The 16,335-nt window shown below is 61.7% G+C and carries 12 protein-coding genes; all 12 read left to right on the top strand.

Annotated features, from left to right (window positions below; translation table 11 throughout):
• The first annotated feature begins 141 nt into the window (after positions 1 to 141).
• From tssB to KW836_RS06280, 12 genes are read left to right on the top strand one after another with little or no spacing between them, the layout of a single operon-like run.
• A complete protein-coding gene (tssB, locus tag KW836_RS06335) occupies positions 142 to 648 on the top strand; it encodes a type VI secretion system contractile sheath small subunit (protein ID WP_105240884.1) in 507 nt (168 codons plus the stop codon).
• A gap of 49 nt (positions 649 to 697) precedes the next feature.
• Positions 698 to 2,182 carry a type VI secretion system contractile sheath large subunit gene (tssC, locus tag KW836_RS06330; protein WP_175122239.1) on the top strand — a complete coding sequence of 495 codons (1,485 nt, stop codon included), beginning with the start codon at positions 698 to 700 and terminating at the stop codon, positions 2,180 to 2,182.
• A 14-nt stretch (positions 2,183 to 2,196) separates the two neighbouring features.
• Positions 2,197 to 2,625, top strand: coding sequence for a type VI secretion system baseplate subunit TssE (tssE, locus tag KW836_RS06325; protein ID WP_175122238.1), 429 nt, complete (start codon positions 2,197 to 2,199; stop codon positions 2,623 to 2,625).
• A gap of 25 nt (positions 2,626 to 2,650) precedes the next feature.
• Positions 2,651 to 4,417 carry a type VI secretion system baseplate subunit TssF gene (gene tssF / locus KW836_RS06320; RefSeq protein WP_218342730.1) on the top strand — a complete coding sequence of 589 codons (1,767 nt, stop codon included), beginning with the start codon at positions 2,651 to 2,653 and terminating at the stop codon, positions 4,415 to 4,417.
• Complete coding sequence (gene tssG, locus KW836_RS06315) at positions 4,381 to 5,400, top strand: type VI secretion system baseplate subunit TssG (protein ID WP_175184829.1); 1,020 nt, start codon at positions 4,381 to 4,383, stop codon at positions 5,398 to 5,400. Before tssF ends, tssG begins: the two co-directional genes overlap by 37 nt.
• On the top strand, positions 5,397 to 6,764 hold the full coding sequence (tagH, locus tag KW836_RS06310; RefSeq protein ID WP_218342729.1) for a type VI secretion system-associated FHA domain protein TagH: 1,368 nt from the start codon (positions 5,397 to 5,399) through the stop codon (positions 6,762 to 6,764). The genes tssG and tagH overlap by 4 nt, the downstream gene beginning before the upstream one ends.
• The gene (gene tssJ / locus KW836_RS06305; RefSeq protein WP_218342728.1) at positions 6,761 to 7,771 is read left to right on the top strand and encodes a type VI secretion system lipoprotein TssJ; all 1,011 of its coding nucleotides are present in this window, start codon (positions 6,761 to 6,763) and stop codon (positions 7,769 to 7,771) included. Before tagH ends, tssJ begins: the two co-directional genes overlap by 4 nt.
• Positions 7,768 to 9,105, top strand: a complete 1,338-nt coding sequence (gene tssK / locus KW836_RS06300) for a type VI secretion system baseplate subunit TssK (RefSeq protein WP_218342727.1) — start codon at positions 7,768 to 7,770, stop codon at positions 9,103 to 9,105. The genes tssJ and tssK overlap by 4 nt, the downstream gene beginning before the upstream one ends.
• 1 nt (position 9,106) lies before the next feature.
• Positions 9,107 to 9,982, top strand: coding sequence for a type IVB secretion system protein IcmH/DotU (icmH, locus tag KW836_RS06295; protein ID WP_218342726.1), 876 nt, complete (start codon positions 9,107 to 9,109; stop codon positions 9,980 to 9,982).
• Between the two features lie 33 nt (positions 9,983 to 10,015).
• Complete coding sequence (locus KW836_RS06290) at positions 10,016 to 12,088, top strand: type VI secretion system Vgr family protein (RefSeq protein ID WP_218342725.1); 2,073 nt, start codon at positions 10,016 to 10,018, stop codon at positions 12,086 to 12,088.
• The gene (locus tag KW836_RS06285) at positions 12,085 to 13,026 is read left to right on the top strand and encodes a hypothetical protein (protein WP_218342724.1); all 942 of its coding nucleotides are present in this window, start codon (positions 12,085 to 12,087) and stop codon (positions 13,024 to 13,026) included. Before KW836_RS06290 ends, KW836_RS06285 begins: the two co-directional genes overlap by 4 nt.
• A complete protein-coding gene (locus KW836_RS06280; RefSeq protein ID WP_218342723.1) occupies positions 13,023 to 16,229 on the top strand; it encodes a T6SS effector BTH_I2691 family protein in 3,207 nt (1,068 codons plus the stop codon). Before KW836_RS06285 ends, KW836_RS06280 begins: the two co-directional genes overlap by 4 nt.
• The last annotated feature ends 106 nt before the right edge of the window (positions 16,230 to 16,335 follow it).

The following is a 16,335-nucleotide window of genomic DNA, read 5'->3' as shown; positions in this document are numbered from 1 at the left end:
CATACGAATCCGAACAATCCCGACAGCTTTTCGAACTTTTCATATGTTCGCAGCTTTGACTCGCGGATCAGAATAGGCAGCTTTTTTTTGCTTCATATCTCCATGCGCTAGCGTCGTTTGAATATCTAAAAGGAGTGACCCATGGCATCGAAAGTTGGTTCAGTTGCACCAAAAGAACGGATCAATATCCGCTATATCCCCGCCACAGGCGACGAGCAAGAGGAAATCGAACTCCCGCTCAAAGTGATGGTGCTCGGAGACTTCAAGGGGCATGCCGACGAAACGCCGCTGGAAGATCGCCCCGCTGTCCAGATCAATAAGGACACCTTCAACGAAGTCATGGCCGAAGCCGGCCTCAGCCTCAAAGTCGACGTCCCGGCCACGCTAGAAGAAGGCAGCGAAAGCGACACGCTCAGCGTCAACCTGCAATTCAAGAACATCAAGGATTTCGGTCCTGACGCGATTGCCCGCCAGGTCCCCGAACTGAAGAGCCTGCTGGAACTGCGCGAAGCGCTCGTAGCGCTGAAGGGCCCCATGGGCAACATCCCGGCGTTCCGCAAGCAGATCCAGACCCTGCTGGGTGACGACAGCGCACGCGGCAAGCTGGCCCAGGAACTCGACCAACTCCTGGCGGCGCCGCAGGCGTGATGCCCGGCACCGTCTCAACCGCACTCTTCAGGTTTTCAAGGACGCACCGATGACCAAAGCCCAAACCGCCGAGATCCAGGAACACGCCGCCAGCCAGCCCCCAGGGGGATTGCTGGCGCAAATCATGGCCCAGACCCGCATCGAGCCCAGCCAGGAGGGCTATGCGGTCGCCGAGCGCGGTGTTGCCGCATTCGTGTCCGAGATGCTCAAGTCCGACTCCCGCGAGCAACCGATCAACAAGCAACTGGTGGACCAGATGCTTGCCGCGATCGACCGCAAGCTCAGCAAGCAGATGGACGCCATTCTTCATCAGCCGGAATTCCAGCAGCTTGAATCCATCTGGCGCGCCTTGTTCGACTTCGTGCAGCGCACGGACTTCCGCGAAAACATCCAGGTCGTGTTCGTGCCGGTCACCAAGGACGAACTGCTGGAAGACTTTGAAAGCGCTGCCGACATCACCCGCAGCGGCTTGTACAAGCATGTGTACACCGCGGGCTACGGCCAGTTCGGCGGCCAGCCGATCGGCTGCATGATCGGCAACTACAACTTCGGTCCCTCCGCGCCCGACATCAAGCTGCTGGGCTACCTGGCCTCCGTCGGCGCCATGGCGCATGCACCGTTCCTTGGCGCGGCCGGACCCGAAATGCTCAACCTGGAATCCTTCGAAGAGCTGCCCAACCTGAAGGAAGTCAAAGACATCTTCGAAGGCCCGCGCTTTGCCAAGTGGCGCAGCCTGCGTGAATCCGAAGACTCGCGCTACCTGGGCCTGACCATGCCCCGCTACCTGCTGCGCCAGCCGTACGACCCGCTGGAAAACCCCGTGCGCAGCTTCGCCTACGAAGAAACCATCGACGGCGATCACCGCAACTACCTGTGGGGCAACACCGCATTCCTGATGGGCAGCCGCGTCACCAACAGCTTCGCCAAGTTCCGCTGGTGCCCGAACATCATCGGCCCGCAGTCCGGCGGCGCGGTGGAAGACCTGCCCATGCACCTGTACGAATCCTTGGGACAGCTGCAGGCCAAGATCCCCACGGAAGTCCTGGTCTCCGACCGCAAGGAATTCGAACTGTCCAGCGAAGGCTTCATTCCGCTGACCATGCGCAAGGACAGCGACAACGCCGCGTTCTTCTCGGCCAATTCGGTGCAAAAGCCCAAGGTGTTCCAGAAGACGCCCGAAGGCCTGGCCGCGCAGACCAACTACATGCTGGGCACGCAGCTTCCCTACATGTTCATCATCAATCGCCTGGCGCACTACATCAAAGTGCTGCAGCGCGAGCAGATCGGCAGCTGGAAGGAACGTCAGGACCTGGAGCGCGAACTCAACAACTGGCTGCGCCAATATGTCGCCGACCAGGAAAGCCCCACCAGCGACGTCCGAAGCCGCCGTCCGCTGCGCGCCGCCCGGGTCGTCGTGCAAGACGTGGCCGGCAATCCTGGCTGGTATCAGGTTGCACTGTCGGTTCGCCCGCACTTCAAGTACATGGGCGCCAGCTTCGAACTGTCGCTGGTCGGCCGCCTGGACAAGGACTGACAGGGAGCTGAGCCATGCCCCGGTCCCCAGGGCGCGGAAGCCTGTTCGAACGCCTCGATCCGGACCTTCCGCCGCGGCGCACCCGCACCCGCCAGGAAATGGCGGCCGAGCGTATCCGCGCCATCAAGCGCCAGTTGGAATGGATCCTCAATTCCCGCCAGGGCAGCTCGCAGAGCAGCCCTGGTTTGGGATTGCGCGATCTGAACGACGCGGCCATCGGCGCCGTCGACCTGCGCCAACAGGTCTGTCTGGACATCCACGCCGCGGTGGCCGCCTACGAGCCACGCGCGCGCGTTGTCGAAGTCAGGCCGCTTCCCGGGACGGACGCGTCGCTGAACCTCGGCTTTCGGCTGGTCTGCCGGGTGCCGGTGAACAACCTGGAAGAGCAGGTGGAAATCAGCCTGCTCTTTCACCATCAAGGCCGACAGGTCAGGGTGACCTAGCACGTAGCCATGGGAGGCTGACCGGATGCCACTGAAGGGAAAATTCCGCGAGGAACTGGATTACCTGCGCCGCTTGCGGCGCGTCTTCGCACGCAACAACCCGCAGCTGGCGCCGTTTCTTGGCGAGGAAGCGACCGACCCCGACGTCGAGCGCCTGATGGAAGGCTTTGCCTTCCTGACCGCAAAGCTGCGCCTCAAGATCGAGGACGATTTTCCTGAATTGACGCATTCGATGCTGCAGATGCTATGGCCCAACTATCTGCGGCCCCTGCCCAGCGCCACCATCATGCAGTTCGAACCCACCGACCATTCCATCACCGGCCGCCAGACCGTGCCGCGCGGCACCGGCATTCAGTCGCGGCCCGTGGACGGCGTGCAGTGCCGGTTCCGCACCTGCCAGGACGTGTCGATATTCCCGTTCGACGTCGCGGACGTCAATGACGGCCATTCGCTCGAAAAGTCGATTGTCCGCGTCGACCTCGCCACCCTGAGCCAGAACCCGCCCAACACCTTTGGCTGCGACAAACTGGATTTTTATCTGAGCGGCAGCGATTACACCGCGCAAACGCTCTACCTGTGGCTGGCGAAGTACCTGGGCGAGATCCGCATGGAGTCCGCAGGTACGGTGCGACACATACCGGTCAATCAGATCGGCTTTCCCGGATTCCATTCCGACGCTGCATTGCTGCCGTACCCAAAGAACGCCATGGATGGCTACCGCATCCTCCAGGAATATTTCCTCTTTCCCAGGCGCTTCTACTTTTTCTCCCTGACGCACCTGCTCGAATTCTGGCCGGACCAGCCCACGACAAATGTGCGCATCGAGTTCCACTTCACGCGGCCCATGCCGGCGGACGTGCGCGTACGCAAGGGCGACATCGCGCTGTACTGCACGCCCGCGGTAAACCTGTTCGAACACGATGCCGAACCCGTCCGCCTGACCGGCAAGGCTGCCGAGCACCGCCTCATGCCCGGCGGGCAGCGGGGCGATGCGTACGAAATCTTCAGTATCGACAAGGTCGATGGATGGAAGAACGGCGACAGCGCGCAACCCGGCGAATGGCTGCGCACCTACGAGCCCTTCGAATCGCTGCGCCATCAGATCGAACACGAACGCGGCCGCACCACGCTGTATTACCGCACGCGCCTGTCGTCATCCCTGGTCGATTCCGGCGTCGAGCACCGCATCGCCTTCGTGCGCGGAGACGATCACCACTACATCGGGCGGGAAGAGACGGTGTCGCTCGCGCTGACGTGCACCAACCGCGATTACCCGCTGGCGCTGGGCGTGGGCGATATCCGCGAGGGGTTGCGGGACACCCCGGCGTTTGTCCGCTTCAGAAACCTGACCACGCCCACGCCGCCGTACCGTCCGGTCCTGGATGGCGATCTGCACTGGAGCCTGATCTCCAACCTCTCGCCCACTTACCTGTCGCTGCTGTCGGCCGAACCGCTGAAGGCGATCATCGGCAACTACGACTTCTCGGCACACCACGATATTCAGCGCGCCCGCACCACGCAAAAGCGCCTGGACGGCCTGCAGGAAGTAGTCAGCGAGCCCATTGACCGGATGTACAAGGGCCTGCCGATCCGGGGCACTCGCACCCTTTTGAAGCTGGACCAGAACGGCTTCTCCTGCGAGGGCGATCTCTACCTGTTCGGCACGGTGCTCAGCCACTTCCTGTCGCTGTACGCCAGCCTGTCGTCGTTCCACGTGCTGGAAGCGATCAACACCACCAATCAGGAGCACTACGCATGGCCCATGCGCAGCGGCACGCAGCCCCTGATCTAAGCGACGCATTGCTGGCCGAGGCCAAAAGGCATGACTTCTTCTGCCTTCTGGAACGCCTGCATGCGCTGCACGAGGACGATCTGGAATCGCCCGACAGCTTCGATGCCGATCACCAGCGCGTCCTGCTCGGCAATCACGCCGGGCTTGGCTTTCCGGCCTCCGACGTCGCCCTGGCCGAACGGCTGGAGAATCACGTTCCGCACCAGTACCGGGTGCAGGCCACGTTCTTCGGCATGCACGGCACGGATTCCCCGCTGCCCAGCTATTACCTGGACCGTCTGGCCTACGAGGCCGGCCAAGGCGTGGGCATCCGCCCGGCATTCCTGGACTTCTTCAATCATCGCCTGCTGACGCTACTGCACCAGGCCTGGCGCAAATACCGGTACTACATCCGCTTCCGGCGCGGTGCGGACGATCAGTTCTCGCGGCGGATCTTCGCGCTGATCGGCCTGAAGCATGACGCGACGCGCGGCGACACGCCAATAGCCTGGAGCCGGCTGCTGAGCTTCGCAGGCGCCGTGGTCCTGCGCAGCCGCTCGCCGACCATGCTGGCCGGGCTGATCGCGCATTGCTTTGATCTGAAGGACGTGCAGATCCGCGATTTCGAACTGCGCCACACGCTCATCGACGACTCCGACCGCATCCGGCTAGGCCGGCGCAACGGCCAGCTCAGCGAAAGCTTCCAGATCGGCGACAGCGTCCGTACCCGGCACTGCAGCTTCGTCATCGTGATATCGGGCCTGAGCCAGGACCGCTTCCGTGAGTTCCTGCCGGCAGGTGAAAACTTCGAACGCCTGCGCCAGCTTGTCGTGTTCCTGCTGCGAGACCCGGTGCCCTGCGACCTTGAACTTGGCCTGCGTCAGGACGAAGTTCCTCCCTTCAATCTTCGGCACGCCGACGGCACCCAATTGGGCTGGACCAGCTTTCTTGAACAGCCGGCCACGACCCTCCCGCCGCCCGTCAGAGTCACCCTGCGCACATGAAACCCACACCCTCCAATCATCGCCTTGCCCTGGTGGTCGACAATCCGCAAGCCCTGCAAAAGGGCAGCCAGCCCCGGTGCATGTTTGACACCGCCGGCGGCACGATCGGCGCTCACGGGGCGGACTGGATCCTGCATGACCGGTCCGGCCGCGTGCAGTCCATCCACTGCGAAGTCCGCTACGAAGACGGCAGTTACTTCGTCATCGACCGCTGCGGCCAGACGCGCGTGAACGACCAGACGGATCCGCTGGGCGCACTGGTCGGCGCCCGGCTGCGCGGGGGAGACATCCTTCATGTCGGCCCCTATCGCCTGACGGTCAACCTGGATGACGAGACCTTCAACCTGCCCGACCCTGCCCGGCACCTCGCTGAACATGATGTGACCGAGCTGCTGGGGACGTCGAATGAACCTATCGACGCCCTGCCCCCGCACCGCAACGATGCCCCGGCGCCAGACCAGACCCGCGAGCATGGCTGGCGGGAATTCGACGCCTTGTCGGCGACGCCGCCGCAGGGACGTCTTGATCCCTTGCTGGCGCTTGAAGAGGCGGCTCGCTCGGATTCCGCCTTGGCCAGCGACGCCGCTGTGCTGGATTCCCGCCACTACGGGCAAACCCAATTGGCCGCGCAGGCCGACCTGTCCACCACCCGATTCGAAGCCGTATCCGGCTCCCCTTTGCATGCCTTCGGAGATCCCCCCATGTCGGGACACCCCCCTTCTTCTGCAGTCCCTGGCGCATCCGATCAATGGATCCAGAGTCAGTTCAATCAGACTGGCGATGCGGCCGGCCTTGTGGGACCGCTGGTCGAGGGTCTGGGCGCGCCAGTGGGTGCGTTGGACCCGCACGCCGCGCATGCCTTGCTGTTCGAGGCCGGCACCACCCTCGCCGCGCTCATCCGCGGACTCGCCGCGCTGAACCGCACGCCGGAAGGCCAGGGACTGGCGCTGGCCAAACGCACCCTGCAGCCCATCGAAGACAATCCGCTGCGTCTCGCGCAGACCTACCCGGAGACCGTGCGCGCGCTCTTTTCCCGGGACCGCAGCATGGTTCACCTGTCGCCCACCGCCGCCGTCGAGGAATCGCTGGAGCAGATCGGCGAACAGCATCGCGCGATGCTCACGGCAGTTGCTGCGGGCCTGAACGCATTGCTGCAGGCATTCGCGCCCGACCAGCTTGAACGCCGCTTCGCCCGGTACCGGTCCGGCCAGCACCCCGAGGCGTTGCCCGGCGATTGGGCGTGGCAGATGTACCGGCATTACTACGAAGAGCTCAAATCCAGCCGACAGCAGGGGTTCGACAAACTGTTCTGGGAAGTCTTTGACCAGGCCTACGACCAGGCGCTGCGCAAGGAAGAACCATGAGGCCAGCAGTTGGACTCTTGTGCATCGTGGCGTTGCTTTCCGGCTGCACCACGGTCGGCAACGTGCTCACCAAGACGGGTCAGGTCCTGATGGATCCGAGCATTCAGGTCGGCCCGCCCGAAGATCAGCCGACGCAAGTGGCGCTGAGTCTGTACGCCGCCAAAGACGTAAATCCCAACCCCGTGGCCGAGCCGGACGTCGATCCGGCTTCGTCTATGTCGGATGAACGGTCGTTCTCGGTCAATGTGCAGGGCGAATCCCGCGAAGACCTGGTCCACAGTCTGCAGACGTTGCTAGATCACTTGCATCAAGACGCCTCGACGGCAGCGGCATCTGAAGACCGGCCAAGTACGTTGGTCAGGTCCGGATTCACCAGAACATTCAAGCCGCGCTCCGTCGCCGTCAGTACCGCGCTTGAACGCCTGTGGGCAGACAGCGTGGCGACGAGCCGGGCCCCCTTTCCTGTGCAATGGCACTTGCGCAAAAGTGAAGACGCGCAGGATTCGGCTGCCGGGATCGGCATTGGCGCGACCAGTCCCGATCTCGATGTCGCGTTGGGCCAATATCGCGATGGCGTACCCCTTGCGCCCGCCGCAGCGCTTGCGGCCAAGGATCACGTCAACGCCACGCCCATCGCCTTTCGCGTGATTCAGCTCAAGGACGATTCGCTGCTTGAGAACGCCGATCCCGACCTGGTCCGCAGCGCCCCGAAAAAGGCGTTGGGAAGCACGTACATCACGGCCGACGACTACATGCTCGCGCCCGGTCAATTCAAGTTCATCAACTATCACGAGCTGGACGAAGACACCCATTACGTCGCCGTCGTCGCAGCCTTCAACGCACCCGACGCGCAACGTTGGTACGACGTTTTCCGGGTCGAACCGCGCAGCCGCAAGTACGCCTTGCTGGTCACCCTGCAAGACACCCGCGTCGCCATCACCGACGAAAACCACCGGCCCGAAAAGACCGCTCCGCGCGCCCGCAATCAAGCGAGAAAACAGCCATGACCAGCCGCAATCCCGTCGTTTGGGGCGAAGGGCAATTCGTCAAACCCCAGCATTTCCAGCAGACAGACCGATACCTTGAGCACTACATCAACGTGCGCATGGGCAGCCGATACTGCTACGGCTTTTCCGAGCTGGAGTTGAACCAGGAGTTCCTGTCGTTCGGCAAGATCTCCATCGTGCGAGCCCGCGGCATCATGCCCGACGGCACCGCCTTCAACATTCCGCACGACCAGCCGCCGCCCGAACCGCTGTCGATTCTGGACGCAACCGCCGCCAACCAGACGGTCTACCTGACCTTGCCGCTACGTTCGGACGGCATATCCGAGGTCCGCTGGCCTGATACGCTGGGCAACGCCCGCTACATCCATCGCACGGAAGACATCCGCGACACCCATAGCCATCAGGGCAATCACACGCCCATCGCGCTGGCCGTGCCCAACCTGCAACTGGCGCTGGAGCGCGACGACCGCAGCGCCTTCACCGGCCTGGCGCTGAGCCGCATTCTGGACCGCCGCCCCGATGGCAGCCTGCTGCTGGACAGCGACTTTCACATCACGGGCATGTATCTGCAGGCCATCCGGCCGCTGGCGCACTTCATGGAAGAGATCGCCGCGCTGATGCACGAGCGCGCGAAAAGCATCGCGCACCGGATCGGATCTCCGGGCCAATCCGGGGTCGCGGATATCACAGACTTCAACCTGCTGCAGTCGCTGAACCGCTGGCAGCATCTGTTCCGGCATCTGGCCCGCGACGCGGACGTCCGTCCGGTCGATGCGTATCTGGCGTGCGGTCAAGCGTGTGGCGAACTGACCACCTTCACTGACGAGGGCCGGCTGCCGCAGGACTACCCCGCGTATCAGCACGACTCACCGCAGACCTCGTTCCGCATGCTGAAGGAGACCCTGCGCCGCGTGCTCAGCACCGTGTTGCAGCCCCGCGCCGTATCGCTCCCGCTGGACACGCAGGGTCACGGCGTCTACACCGCGCAACTCCACGACCCCAGCCTGTTGCAAAGCGCCGACTTCATCCTGGCGGTCCGTGCGCGCATGCCCCTGGAACAGATGCGGCAACAGTTCGTGCGCCAGGCCAAGGTGGCGTCGCATCAACTGCTGCAGGAGTTGATCCGCCTGCAGTTGCCCGGCGTGCCGTTGATGACGTTGCCCGTCGCGCCGCGTCATCTGCCTTTCCATGCCGGCTTCACCTATTTCCAGCTCGACCGGTCGCATCCGCATTGGCAGCGCCTGATGCCACAAGGATCATCCGGCTTCGGCTTCCACATCACCGGCGACTTCCCGGAGCTGGAGTTGCAGTTCTGGGCCATTCGGAGTCAATGAGATGAGCCAAACCGTGGTGGTCGGCAACGACCGTATCGACACGCCTTCCAATCGTTCCTCCCTGCCCGACGTGCCCGAGGACTTCATGCGCGCGCCGCGTGATCCCATCGTTCATGACCCCGAGAGTGTCCTGTACGACGGCGTGTTTCGCATCAATGCAGACGAGGACCTGCAGTTTCAATTGCGCGGCCATAGCATCAACCCGCTGGTGGACATCGCCCAGCCGCTCTTCGGTCTGGTGATTCGACTACGCCGCATGATGGACCTGCCGCAGGAAGATGTCAGCCGGCTCTATGAGAACGTGCGGGACCATATCACTGCGCTGTCCGAAGAAGTCCGGCAGCTTGGCTACGACGGGGCGACGCAACTGTCATTCCGCTATGCCCTGTGCGCCTTCATCGACGAGGCGGTGATGGCCACGCCGTGGGGGGTGGGATCGCGCTGGAAGGGCCGGTCACTGCTCAGCTACCACCACAACGAAACCTGGGGCGGCGAGAAGTTCTTTACGGTGCTGGCGCGCATGCAGATGGACGCGGCCAAATACCGCGATGCGCTCGAGTTCAAGTATCTGTGCCTGTGCCTGGGTTACCAGGGCAAGTATGGCCAGCAGCACAACAACAAAGACACGCTCAACGCCATCATCACCAAGCTGCATGAGCAGCTTCGGCAACTGCGAGGAGACGCGCCCGAACGGCTGGTGGACGCACCCGCCAACATCGCCAGGCTTCGTCGCAAGCTTCACCGCCAGTGGCCGCTGTGGACGCCTTGGGCGGTGGCGGCGGCCGTTATCGCCGGCGCCTATCTGTACTTCTCCCTGAAACTCGGCGCCGCCACGCAGATGGTGCTGGATTCGCTAGAGAGCATCCTCAAGCAGTGACCTGGCTCGCACCGAAACGGAGATAAAGACACCATGCCCACGCAATCTGATCTGCGCTTTACATTCGCCATCGGCGACGAGTCCTTTGAGGTGGTCGAATTCACGCTGCAGGAGGGGTTGTCGGAGACCTTCCTGCTGGAAGTGGACCTGGCCAGCGGCAACCCCGCCATCGATTTCGGCGCAGTCCTGGACCGCGCCGCGTTGCTTACGATCTGGCACGGCCCCACGCCCGTGCGCTACGTGCACGGCGCGGTCTCGTCGTTCGTTCAGGGCGACACGGGTTTTCGGCGTACGCGCTACTCGGCGATTGTCGAGCCGCGCCTGGCGCGGCTAAAGCTCAGTTCCGACTGGCGCATCTTTCAGTCGCTTAGCGTCCCGCAGATCACCGAGGCGGTGCTCAAGGCGCATGGTCTTACCCAGGATTACGAGCAGCGCGGCACCACCGAACATCAGGCGCGCGAATACTGCGTGCAAGCGGGCGACACTGACTATCACTTCGTCGAACGCATCATGCGCGAGGAAGGATTTTTTTATTCCTTCCGTCATGGTGCGGAAGGCCATCAACTTATCCACAGCGACCGCCTGTTCATTCACGGCCGCGTCGGCGACGAGCCGGTGCAGTACAACCCCACACCCGGCGGCGACCAGCCGCATCCAGCGCTGCGGCGATTCTCCTACACCGAGAACGTGCGCACCGCGCGCCAGACCCAGCGCGACTACACCTTTCACCATCCGCGCTACACCCACCAGCACAGCCGCGACGGACGAGATCTGGACCGTCAAGGCCGCCGCTACGAACGCTATGACTACCCCGCCCGCGCAAAATTCGACGAAGCCGGCAGACCGTTCGCGGAGAACCGCCTGCGCGGCCATCGCCGCGATTCGCGCGTCGCTTTTGTTGAGGGCGATGACCCGCGGCTCCAGCCGGGCATTTCATTCACCCTCGCCGGTCATCCACGCGAAGACCTGAACCGCGGCTGGCGCCCGGTACGCATCGTCCACCGTGGCATCCAGCACACAAGTCAGGCCGAGGAAAGCGCACAAGCCCAGCTGGGAACGCACTACAGCTACGAGGCGGAGCTGGTCCCGGACGACGCCGAATGGCGCGCGGAACCGCTACCCCGGCCGCGCATCGACGGTCCGCAGAACGCTGTGGTGGTCGGCCCGCCCAATGAAGAGATCTATACCGACGAATACGGCCGAGTGAAGGTCCAGTTCCCCTGGGACCGGCTAGGCACGGAGGACGAATACAGCTCCTGCTGGATTCGCGTCTCGCAGAACATCGCCGGCGCCACTTGGGGCCACATGGCCATCCCGCGCATCGGTCAGGAAGTCATCGTCTCTTACTTCGACGGCGACCCCGACCAGCCCGTGATCACCGGCCGCGTCTACAACCGCCTGCAATTGCCGCCCTACGAACTGCCGCGCCACAAGACCAGGATGACGATCAAGAGCAAGACCCACAAAGGCGAGGGATACAACGAACTGCGTTTTGAGGATGAGAAGGACCAGGAAGAAATCTACGTCCACGCGCAGAAAGACCAGAACATCCACGTCAACAACGACGAGTCGACGTTTGTGGGGCACGACCGCAGCGAGCAGGTCGAGAACGATGAAACCATCACGATCGGCCACGACCGCAAGGAGACCGTGGGCAACGACGAACAGGTCAACATCGGCCAGGACCGGCGGCACGACATCGGGCGGGACGACTTTTTGACCGTGGGGCGCAATCACACGATCTACACCACCAAGGACCGTACCGAGGAAGTGGGCAATAACCGCCGCGACAAGACCGCGGCGAATCATTGGGTGAGTATTGGCGGGCATCAGGAGCATACGGTCGAGGGGCACTCGGAGCTGCAGGCCGGGCAGGCAATCCGGCAGCGTACGAAGGTTTATGAGGTGCAGGCGGCGGAGAGCCTGACGTTGAAAGGGCCCGGAGGAACGATACGGATCGATGGGTCGGGGATCACGCTTGACGGGGTCGCCATCGTGATCAAGGGGCCGATGAGCCAGAAGGGGGGTGGCGGTGGTAACACCCTCGCCCTGTCCGGGGTTGCGTTTGAAGGCCTGGACGCGGATTGTGCGGAGCGCAACCGATGATAGCGGCACCTGTCGTCACGTTCGCCGAGCAAATCCGGTTGCCTGGCGATTATCTCTATCTGCTTGTTGACCCGTTGGCAGGATGCGGCATGACGCGGCCGTTAGCCATCGAGTCACTGGTGCACGAGCTGGGCGCAGACGCGGTGACCCGCGTTTTGAGGCCAGACCTGGCGCACGCGCCGGCGCTCTGTCCAGCCCTGGTGCAGCTTGGTACTCCCGGGGCTGCGGCACCGCAGCGTCTCCTGGAACTCAGTGCGCTCCAGACGCAGGAAGACCTCGATTACGGCAAGCGTTATGTCTGCGGGTGGCTGGCCAGCCCAGAACGCCTGGTGCCAACTGCACACCACATTGCCACGCAATGCCGAATCACCTCGTCCAGCGTACGAAAAGCGACAACCCCGTGGTTCGAACCCGTGCGTCTGGAGTTGTTGGCCGGCGCACTCGGACCCCAAGCGGGGGCCATGCTCGCGCCGATCAGTGTCTGGTTGTTTCCAACAAGCTGGGGGAGCTTCTCCGTACTCCGGAGCAAGTCTGCGGCGGGCGAGGATGACACGGATTTGGTTCGCCATACCCAACATGCAGCGCAATTGGTGAGCGACTTTCTGGGCATCTGGCGGCTTGTCCAACGTCAGACACTTTCGTTTGCGCCGTGGCGCTGGAATGGCTCGAGTCCACTGCCGCCGCAAGCGGGTGTGCATGCCTTTCGGCTGATCCGCGATGCCCAACAGTTAGGACTGCGGAATGAGCGCGACATCTTTGCGCTCAGCTTGTATCGGGTTTGCGTTCACCCGCTACTGCCCAAGCATCCAGACATCGAACGGGACATTCTTGCCGCAGCCAAAGGCAAGCACGCTCTGGAAAACCGCTTCCAGGCGTACGACGACGCCGCGTGGAAGCGAATTTTTGCCTCATTGCCCAGAACGGAGAACTATTCATGAGCATCAACACGACGTTGGGCAGAACGATCAGCCATGCCGCGCCCAATCCGACGGACGCATGCAAAGCATGCGAGCGCACTGGCCTACCCATTCTTCCTTTGCGCGCCGCGTACGCGCCGGCACCCGGCCAAACATACCGCCAACAGCCTAACGGCAGCGACAAGCCGGCAACGGTTCAGATAAAGTTGGACCAGCCTCGCATCTTGCGGCAGGGATACCTTTATGTACTGCTTGATGAGATGGAGTGGCAGGCCTACGAGGTTACGCCTGAAGGCGCGCTCCGCCAGTTTCGTCCCTATCAAGTCCCACGGGATGAGCCCAGCCCCCTGAGCCAGGACTGCGTCAACAAGGATCACGACGTCCCCGCATCCTTTATCAATATCGACACCGGGAAATTTTCGACCGCATGGATCGCCATCGCAAATGATCCCTGGCCCGAGAGTGTGCTGAACCAATACTTGTGTGGCAAGGCCGCCGGCGGGACGGATCCGAAGGAGCGCTTCTACAAGCTTGATCTGAAAAGTGCACGCGACGACCCAGCCAGCGTCGGTATTGCAATGACGGAAGACAACCTTGGGCTAGGCTCCGTGTTGGAGTACGCAGAGGTCAGCCCCGGCGATTTCAATAGCGTTCACGGGTTCTATTCGCGCAACCATCGGCTTGGGGCAATGGAAGGCCACGTCCGGACTATCGTCCAGCGGGAAAAACTTCAACAAGGCGTACTGGCGTTGGTTCTGCCCGATCCCATAGGGGTGGTGCAGGAATGCAATGCGCAGCGCGTCCATCTGTTTAAAGAAATGCAGGAGTGGCGCTCAGAGCCGCAGCGACGATTTGAGTTCTTTACTTCCCAGGCGCTGCTTGGCATCAAGGAACTGCAGACCGTTTGGGCTACGGCGGAAGCGGAGGAAGAGGCGAAGGAGGCAGAAGCGGAACGTCGTAAGCCCATCCTCCACCCCATAGCAGGAGCGGCGGGTCTGCTTGAACAGCGAAGTATCGCAGAGGACGCCGCGCGCAGAGCCAAATCCAAACAGGCCGAGGCGAATGAGCGCCTGGAGAAGCGCTACGACGAAAGTGCTCGAGCCAGTTTCGAGAAAACATATCTGAACGCGCAAGCCAATTGGCAAAAGTCTGTTGACCGCATTGGCGAGTTGTACGTCAAAGAATACCTATCCAGACCTTTCCAGCTTGCCGTCCAGTATGACTACAGCACCGAATCCTGGCGTTCGATGGAGGGCTTTATTCGAATGCTCGCGCTTTGCCTTGCCGGTGGCCCCACCGAAGTCATAAAGAAAGACGATGAGGAATTAGGTGCGACGCAACGGCTGTGGAAAGCGCAGTTGGAGGACCGAAAGAGCCCACTGTATCAGGCGCTGCTGGCAAAAGACACAGCATTGCTCGAACAACTGCAAACCTCGCTGACGGGCAATGATCTTGGCAAGCTCTATGACACCATCAAGAGCTTGATCGGCACAGAAGAAGGCAAGACTCTGATGGTCTCGCCCGTGCAGCAGGCCGTCGGCCAGTTGCTTGCCGCCATGACCAATGCCAGTAACACGCTGGGACAACAACTGGCCTTCCACGCGCACACGTTGGTCGGTCACGTGCACAGCGCAGCCATACTGCGATACACGGGTCAGCACATGACCCAGATCATCGTGTCCCTGAAACTCGGCGAGTATCTTTCGCTACTTAACGAGATCCTGCAGGAAGGCGTTGATAAGTTCATCGCGCATATAGACGAAAATTTCCGCAAGCCGGCAGCGCAAAAGATTCGCGCAATGGTGGTGAGCGGCTTCATTGCCATCGCTGTTCCTGGCAACCACGGGACGGTCGTCGACTTGATATTCTGGTCGCTGGAGAGTGCCGACGCGCTAGAGAAACGTCTGCAGAGGCTGCGCAGCGCCGCCAGCGGAGGCCTCGCAGACGCGATTCGCACCGTTAGCGTGGGCGCTGCCACGCTCCAGACCGGCGCCGTTCAATTGGTGGGCAAGCTCGCGATCGGCGCAGCGGAAGCAAGATCTATCGCCAGGGAGGCCATGCAACGGATGCACAATGTCGCCGTTTCAACGGCCTCTGCAGGCGCGAATCTGCTGCTTGGGCTTGGCAGCCTGTGGTTTCAGCAGGACAGCCTCCGGAAGAACTATGCCACTTTGATCAGAACACCAGACAGCGGCAGCGCTGAGGCTCTAGCAGCAGTGTGGTCGTCCTCGATTGGCGTAATGGGCGCGGGCGTAGAAGTCGCAGGTGTGGGCATCCGCGCATTAAGACCGGACATGACCGTAACAGTTCAAATCGCGGGTCGATCGCAGACAATACTGCTTGGAGCCCGCATAGCCAACTACGGGGGAGCGATCTCCGCCGTCGCAAACATTTTGGACGGTATGGAATATCACTTTTCTGCTCGCAGGGCCAACTCGGCAGGAGACACGCAAGCCGCCCTCATTTATAAATTCGCCGCCGCGGCTTCAATGGTTGCCGTTATTCCGGGAGTTTATGGAGCGGTTTTCGGCGGTAGCTTGCTTGGACCTGTGGGGTTAGCGGTGGTGCTCGGGTTGATCGCATATGGATTAAAACGGCTGGCAAGCAAACAAGAATCTTCAGCCTTTGAAAAGTGGGCTCGCCACACGCTATGGGGCGTGCCAAGACGTCAGAGATGGTGGAAGAGCCCGGCCGATATGGATTCCGCCATCGGCGAACTCAATGCAGCAGTATTGGGTGTCACCGCTGACATTTCCGTCAACTTCAGACTTGAACGGGCATCGGACATCGCAGCTTCGGGCGAAGCATACGCGTCTAATGGTGACGCCGTTTCTATCCCGATGGGCGTGTTCTTGGACTACTCAATCTGGCTTCCAGGATACTGCCTGGACAGGTCGCGTCACATATACGCGGTGACGGTATATCGGCCGGGCATGGAAGGTGAAATCATTGCTTCAGGCGGCCACACGGTTGACGGTATAGAACTAGCACCCAACGAATCAACAACCGGCCGTGATTACAACCCAAAAACCACAAAACCCACCATCCACTTTGACGAGCAACGCGCTGCCCTATTTATTAATGGTGCGATCGCACTGAATGCCAATCACGAGATAACCGCCGTAAAGCTCGAATTATCTTTCTGGCCGGACAGCTTCGATACTCTTGGCGTCGCAAAGATAATCCGCCTCCAGGACAAAACGGACATTCCAGAAAATGAATAACTATTCGAAAGGTCCGCACCTAAGGCCTCCATGCTCCGGCTGGCAGGAAGATCTGACGCACCCTGACATTGCTCCCACCGTAGAGGCATCGTTAGGAGCGGAGAAT

Origin of the sequence: Achromobacter sp. ACM05 (assembly GCF_019218915.1) — a bacterium.
Classification (GTDB): domain Bacteria; phylum Pseudomonadota; class Gammaproteobacteria; order Burkholderiales; family Burkholderiaceae_B; genus Achromobacter; species Achromobacter animicus.
This window is presented reverse-complemented; position numbering and strand designations above follow the sequence as displayed.

What these genes read in the sequence shown, in the direction of transcription:
- tssB (WP_105240884.1), top strand. Translation starts at nt 142, where the DNA reads ATGGCATCGAAAGTTGGTTCAGTTGCACCAAAAGAACGGATCAATATC.
- tssC (WP_175122239.1), top strand. Translation starts at nt 698, where the DNA reads ATGACCAAAGCCCAAACCGCCGAGATCCAGGAACACGCCGCCAGCCAG.
- tssE (WP_175122238.1), top strand. Translation starts at nt 2,197, where the DNA reads ATGCCCCGGTCCCCAGGGCGCGGAAGCCTGTTCGAACGCCTCGATCCG.
- tssF (WP_218342730.1), top strand. Translation starts at nt 2,651, where the DNA reads ATGCCACTGAAGGGAAAATTCCGCGAGGAACTGGATTACCTGCGCCGC.
- tssG (WP_175184829.1), top strand. Translation starts at nt 4,381, where the DNA reads ATGGCCCATGCGCAGCGGCACGCAGCCCCTGATCTAAGCGACGCATTG.
- tagH (WP_218342729.1), top strand. Translation starts at nt 5,397, where the DNA reads ATGAAACCCACACCCTCCAATCATCGCCTTGCCCTGGTGGTCGACAAT.
- tssJ (WP_218342728.1), top strand. Translation starts at nt 6,761, where the DNA reads ATGAGGCCAGCAGTTGGACTCTTGTGCATCGTGGCGTTGCTTTCCGGC.
- tssK (WP_218342727.1), top strand. Translation starts at nt 7,768, where the DNA reads ATGACCAGCCGCAATCCCGTCGTTTGGGGCGAAGGGCAATTCGTCAAA.
- icmH (WP_218342726.1), top strand. Translation starts at nt 9,107, where the DNA reads ATGAGCCAAACCGTGGTGGTCGGCAACGACCGTATCGACACGCCTTCC.
- KW836_RS06290 (WP_218342725.1), top strand. Translation starts at nt 10,016, where the DNA reads ATGCCCACGCAATCTGATCTGCGCTTTACATTCGCCATCGGCGACGAG.
- KW836_RS06285 (WP_218342724.1), top strand. Translation starts at nt 12,085, where the DNA reads ATGATAGCGGCACCTGTCGTCACGTTCGCCGAGCAAATCCGGTTGCCT.
- KW836_RS06280 (WP_218342723.1), top strand. Translation starts at nt 13,023, where the DNA reads ATGAGCATCAACACGACGTTGGGCAGAACGATCAGCCATGCCGCGCCC.